Raw genomic sequence first — 5,206 nt, 5'->3', positions numbered from 1 at the left:
GCGGAGTAACCGTGTCTGATGACTTTTTGGATGATTGTCTCAACCTCTGGAACGGGGTGCAGACACCACCTGATCCAGGGATCATTTAGCACTCTGGAGGGTGTCGACCCCTACTCGACACCCCTACCAATTCCGGTAGGTGGTTGAAACAACCTCTTGCAAAAACTGGTGTGCGTGAGGCCGGGGAAGCACCACCACGCCGTCTGGCGTTCCTAGCTTCACCTCGCCCTCTGTGTCTTCGTAGAGCGCTTCACAGAGGCTTACCGCCAGTTCGTGAAGGTCGATGCGCTGCAGATCGCAGACTTTCAACTGATTGCGCCACAGTGAGAACAGCGGCCCCTTCCCGTTCATCTGCGTGACGACACGAATTGAATCAGTCATAATTTGCCACCTAGGCTAGGTCCGAGCGCCGTTTTTGATGCGGCTCACATGTGATTGAGATATGCCGTATTTCTTTGAGATGGCTATCTGCTTCTCGCCTCGCTTGAGCGCGGCACGAATGGCTCGAATTTGCTTGTCGGAATATCTGGCAGAGGGGGAATCCTCGCCTGTACGAACTTCAAATCGATAAGCAGTGCCGTGCCTTATCGCGTCTCGCACGTTGTCCGAGCGCGTACCCCAATATAGGTGTCGTGGGTTGACGCAGCCCATATTGCCGTTCCCGCAGGAGTGGCAACACTCATGTTGGGGAGTGGGCTTCGGTCCGTGTGCTAGTTCACAAACGATAGAGTGAGCGTTAGTTGCCCGGCCACGCCAGTTGATGCGGGCGACCCCGTCTACATTCCTGTAGTAAGGCCACAAGACGCATTCATCCCCATGTTCCCCCGTAGCCACATTTTTGGCGAAGCGCTGCGCCGCGCCGTGCGGTATCCCGCCCGCCAACGGGTCGCCATACTTCCGAAATCGTTTATAGTGAGCACCGCAAAACCCGAGTGCGTAGTGACGAGATTTACACCCATCGACTGAGCAGGATCGGGTACTGTCGCGCTTGTCTTGGGCGGCACAAGACCTTATAGAAACCGCAGCCATATGAGCCTCCTTACAGGTTCATCGTGGTCAGGGCCGATGCGGTGTTGCAAGCACCAAATCGGCCCGATAATTATAGCCGATTCAGCGGGATAAGCCTAGCTCGTTTGGTTAGAGATTCACCGTATGTTCATTTTTCAAGCCGCCCTGAAGATCAAAGCGCATCGCGGTCATCGCCGACCTATCGGTATGGCCCCTGTCGTCTGCGTAGGTGTCCACCCGGCATAAGGCAGGGAGACACTTGTGCATGATCCCGCCGAAGGTATTTTGCTCAGGCGTGTGGACGTGGCCGGTGAACAGATACCAATGCCGCGCCTTGCCAAATTTCTCCGGGAAGCGTGTTGGTATGTCAGCGGCGATATCTTTCGGCTTGCGCGTGTCGCCGTGATCGGCAGAGAGAAACAACCTTCCCTCCTGCCATGTCCACATGTGACGCTGGCGCTGCTCAATCGTCACGCGCGGCTCGTCCCTGTACCGCATCCCCAAGGCAATCCGAAGTGGCCCCGGTACGCTCGGGTCATGGTTGCCGGGGTTGGCAACGTAGATAACGCGCTCATGTCGCTCTAAGGCGGTATCAATCATCCAGATCGTAGAGTGAACAGCGATCAGCAGATTGTCCTCGTGCGTCCCCTCGACCTTCAGCCGGTGCTTGTGGCCCGGCGTGGCGTCCGTGTCGTCATTAGCGTGAAGCAGGTCGCCGTTGTTGAGGATGATAGCGGTCTTGCTTGACTCGATAGCCGCATGGCATTGAGCGAAGCCGTCGCGCAGAATCTCCACAGCAATTTTCGGGTTGTAATCCCGGCCTGCCCGTTCGGCACTGACCACGCTGCCGAGGTGCCAATCGCTATGCGGGAAGAAAGCCACGCTGCTTTCCTGCACATGGTCGGGCTTGATGATAGCGGGTGCTGGGGGGATGTCCGAGAAGGCAGCCCGGATGCGCTCTAGTTGGTCCTCCGTGGCGAGGTCTGGAGCCTTCCACCACGTTGTTCCACGCTTCTTACCGTCCTCGTCGTAATTGTGTATCCACCCCCCTCGTGCTTCGGTTGGGGATACCCCACTGCGCTCCAGTGTAGCCCGTACACCATCTGAAAGGTGCAGACCCCTTCTCTGCGCCACCTCAACTCCGCGTTTGACCGTTTTATCTCCATTCTTTCCCAATCCCAACGCAATGGCCGCATGACGATAACTGCGATCGTTTTGCACATAAGCGCGGTAACGTTCCAGCGCCTCGGCATCTGTAAGCCCGCCCGCGCGCATGTCACCACCCCATCATCATGCAGAGTTCAGATGTCGGGACAGCGTAGCCAATGCCCACCAGCGAAGCCGAGAAGCCCATGGGCAGAACCATGACGCCGACCGTTATGCCGATGACCTCGCCTTGAGCATTGAACACCGGCCCGCCCGATTGCCCCGGAACAACCGCATTGTTCGTGATGAACGCCCGCAGCCATGGGTCGACCTCTTGCACCAGCCCGCCGACATTGCCCCATACGGTGACAAAATCCATGTTTGCCGGGTTGCCTTCCGCATAGAAAGGATCTCCAATCAGCGGTTCATGGCAGGAGACAACGGCAGGGACGAGCGCGGTCGTCGGGTCGATCTTCAACATCGCAATGTCGCGCCGCTCATTCGCCCACAAAACTTCCGCCTCGATGATCTCGCCATCGACCAGCTTGAGATCCACCGTCTTCTTGTCATCCACGACATGGGCGGCTGTCACGACAAGCTGGCTCCCGATGTAAAAGCCAGAGCCGTGTCCGTTTCCTGCAAGCACCTTCACCGTGCTTTGAAAGGGTTTTGGCGCGGCCTTGGTTGGCCCGCCGCTCACGAGAAAAATGGCGAAGATGATCGCCCCGGCAGCGAGCGCCGCCAGGATCAGCAGTCTTAGGGCTGACATAGCAAGCCCTCCTGTGCTGGTTGGGTTATTCGTGGAAAAGGGCCATGTAGATCAGGCCGAGAATGCCGGTAGTGACCACGCCCACCGCCGTCAGAAGGGATTGCCGCTTGACCGTGTTGACCGACTGCCGCCAGTTGCGAAGATGTTGCATGTCAGCCTGCATCTCCTTGGGGTCGTGCGCGTCGATGCCAAGGCGAATGAGGGTTTCAGCCACGGTGTCGGCAACGATCTTGCGGACTTCATCATCTGTCATTTGCGCAGCCCCTTCACCGTCCACATTGCGAAGTAGCCGCCGAGAACGGTCATCTGCACATATGCGAGATTGTCAGAAAGGGGATCGGTCGCACCGAGGCCAAGCACCTTGTCCCACACCACGAGCTTAAAATTGAAAATCACGAACGGAACAGCAAAGCCCACCCTCACCCACCGTTCCACGTTGTCGGACTGGCTCTTGAGGATGATGTCTCGCCGGGCTTCCATGTCCCTGATCCGCATGTCAGCTTCGAGCTTCTGCTCGCTGGTCTGTGCGTTCAGCTTGTCGCGATAGGCGCGCTCAAGCGACTTGGTGATTGAGGACAGACCGCCGGTAGCGAGCCAGGACAGCAGCGAGGCAATCACGTCGCCCACCTGAAACGCTTGGCGAGGCAATAATAGAACTCGGTCGCGGCCCAAATGGCAGCACCAACGCCGATGTTAACAATTGTCAACACGTCAGGGTCAGTGGTGATCCACTCGATTTCCTTGGGAGCAAACCAGCCTTTGGCAATGAGAAAGCCTGCGACAACGCGCAGGATGATGCGAGCAAAAACGCCGGTCATTGAAACAGCCCTCCAAGCCATGATGTAAATTCAGCCCACTTGGCCCACAGCGTGACGCCAGCAGCGACAACGCCAGCGCCAGCGGTTGCCGCCACACCTGCAGGGGCCTTTTTCTGCTGTGCGGTCTTTTGTGGGGGTTTATCGGCTGTGAGCGATTCCCCGCTAACTTTGCTATAACCGGCAGCCATGAGGGCGGCATGGAACGCGCGCGTGTACTTGGCGATATCGGCGTCCGTGCCATCCCTGCCGTTGATGATGCGGCGCGGGTGGGTATCTGGCTTATTGCTCAGGTCCCGGGGCAGAACATAGTCGCTGATCTTCTTGCCGGTATAGAGACCTTCGACCATGCCGATAACGGCGCTGTCTGCCCCGGTTGCCGGCTCAAGAAGCTTCTCGGGGCGCTTGACGAGATCGATCCCCAGCCGACTGCCCATCTTGATATAATTGCGCTTGTGCGTGACCTGCACCGGCCCACGTCCAAACCAGCCATCGCGCCAGTATGGCGACTTCACCCAGGTCAACTGACCTTTTGCCCATGCGCGATCGAGCCGGGCGATTACCGTTGCATCGGAAGGGTTCTTGTCCTTGTGATAGCGCTGCACCGTCTCCTTGATGGGGAGCATATAGCCGCCGGTCTCATGGTAGACGTTGGCTGCGATCAGGGCAGCGCCCCAAGGGTCGCTCACGCCGTTGCGGATGCAACTGTCAAGAAGGGCATTCAGTCCATCGACCTGCTTCTGAGATAGGGACGTGCCGAACACGCCACTCTCACGCCGCCGCAGCGACGCAAAGAATGCTTTCCGGTTCATGGGATTTTCCTTATTCTAGGAACTGGCGCTCACAATGGTCTGGCTCGAGCATCAGCAGCCCGACGAGACGGCAGAACAGGCAGTCGGTGCCGTGCTTCGTCGCGATCCGGGCGCACAAGGTCTCCCCCGGCAAGCCGCCGAAAGCCCGGTTGATGATGATGGATAGATTGCAGAGGAAGGCGCGGAGCCTACGGCCAGCGTTTGACATCGGCGTAGTCTGCCGGGATGGGGTTCATGTCCTTGATGTCCCAACTGGCCTTGTAGGTCGCTTCGACCCATGCGGAGCCGAGGTCCACCAGTTCGAGCATCTGCGAAGGGGTGAGTTGGTGAATGACGTTCTGCACGTCGCGGAAGACAAGCGAAGCCGAAGCGTCGTTGTCGGCCTGCATGGCCTTGGCCTTGGCCGCTTGCCGGTTGAGGATAGTTTGTGTGGCAATACTGCCGTCAGGATGCACGGTGCCATAGCCGGTGACGTTGAATGCCTTGCCCGCCAGCAGGCGACGAGTGCGCTCGGCATTGACCCCTGCCCTGCGCTTGGCCTGCACCTTGTCCGCATGACCGGGAGGATCGGAATAGGCCGAGCCGTCCCACGTTCCACCGACCTGCCAGTCTGCGCCGCTTGGGATATCCACGCGGGTCAGGCCGTCAGAAGCGAT

The 5,206-nt window shown here is 58.4% G+C and carries 8 protein-coding genes; all 8 read right to left on the bottom strand.

Translation table 11 applies throughout. The features are described 5' to 3' along the window. Positions 1 to 123: 123 nt before the first annotated feature. Positions 124 to 381 (bottom strand): hypothetical protein, encoded by a 258-nt coding sequence (locus KY465_RS18515; protein ID WP_219203608.1) that lies wholly within the window; start codon positions 379 to 381, stop codon positions 124 to 126. A gap of 756 nt (positions 382 to 1,137) precedes the next feature. Beyond that, entirely contained in the window at positions 1,138 to 2,283 is a 1,146-nt protein-coding gene (locus KY465_RS18505) for a hypothetical protein (RefSeq protein WP_219203606.1), read from the bottom strand. Between the two features lies 1 nt (position 2,284). Continuing rightward, on the bottom strand, positions 2,285 to 2,923 hold the full coding sequence (locus tag KY465_RS18500) for a S1C family serine protease (RefSeq protein ID WP_219203605.1): 639 nt from the start codon (positions 2,921 to 2,923) through the stop codon (positions 2,285 to 2,287). A gap of 25 nt (positions 2,924 to 2,948) precedes the next feature. Next, positions 2,949 to 3,176 (bottom strand): hypothetical protein, encoded by a 228-nt coding sequence (locus KY465_RS18495; RefSeq protein ID WP_219203604.1) that lies wholly within the window; start codon positions 3,174 to 3,176, stop codon positions 2,949 to 2,951. Further along, the gene (locus KY465_RS18490) at positions 3,173 to 3,550 is read right to left on the bottom strand and encodes a hypothetical protein (protein WP_219203603.1); all 378 of its coding nucleotides are present in this window, start codon (positions 3,548 to 3,550) and stop codon (positions 3,173 to 3,175) included. Before KY465_RS18490 ends, KY465_RS18495 begins: the two co-directional genes overlap by 4 nt. Further along, positions 3,538 to 3,741, bottom strand: a complete 204-nt coding sequence (locus KY465_RS18485) for a Pam3-gp28 family putative phage holin (RefSeq protein ID WP_219203602.1) — start codon at positions 3,739 to 3,741, stop codon at positions 3,538 to 3,540. Before KY465_RS18485 ends, KY465_RS18490 begins: the two co-directional genes overlap by 13 nt. Further along, positions 3,738 to 4,550 carry a hypothetical protein gene (locus tag KY465_RS18480; protein WP_219203601.1) on the bottom strand — a complete coding sequence of 271 codons (813 nt, stop codon included), beginning with the start codon at positions 4,548 to 4,550 and terminating at the stop codon, positions 3,738 to 3,740. The genes KY465_RS18485 and KY465_RS18480 overlap by 4 nt, the downstream gene beginning before the upstream one ends. Positions 4,551 to 4,738: 188 nt before the next feature. Continuing rightward, on the bottom strand, positions 4,739 to 5,206 hold a 468-nt coding region (locus KY465_RS18475), incomplete at its 5' end, for a DUF4376 domain-containing protein (protein WP_219203600.1).

The organism is Neohoeflea coraliihabitans (assembly GCF_019334345.1).
GTDB classification, from domain to species: domain Bacteria; phylum Pseudomonadota; class Alphaproteobacteria; order Rhizobiales; family Rhizobiaceae; genus Pseudohoeflea; species Pseudohoeflea coraliihabitans.
Note: the sequence above shows the minus strand (reverse complement) of the source record. Positions and strands in the feature narration are given on the sequence as shown.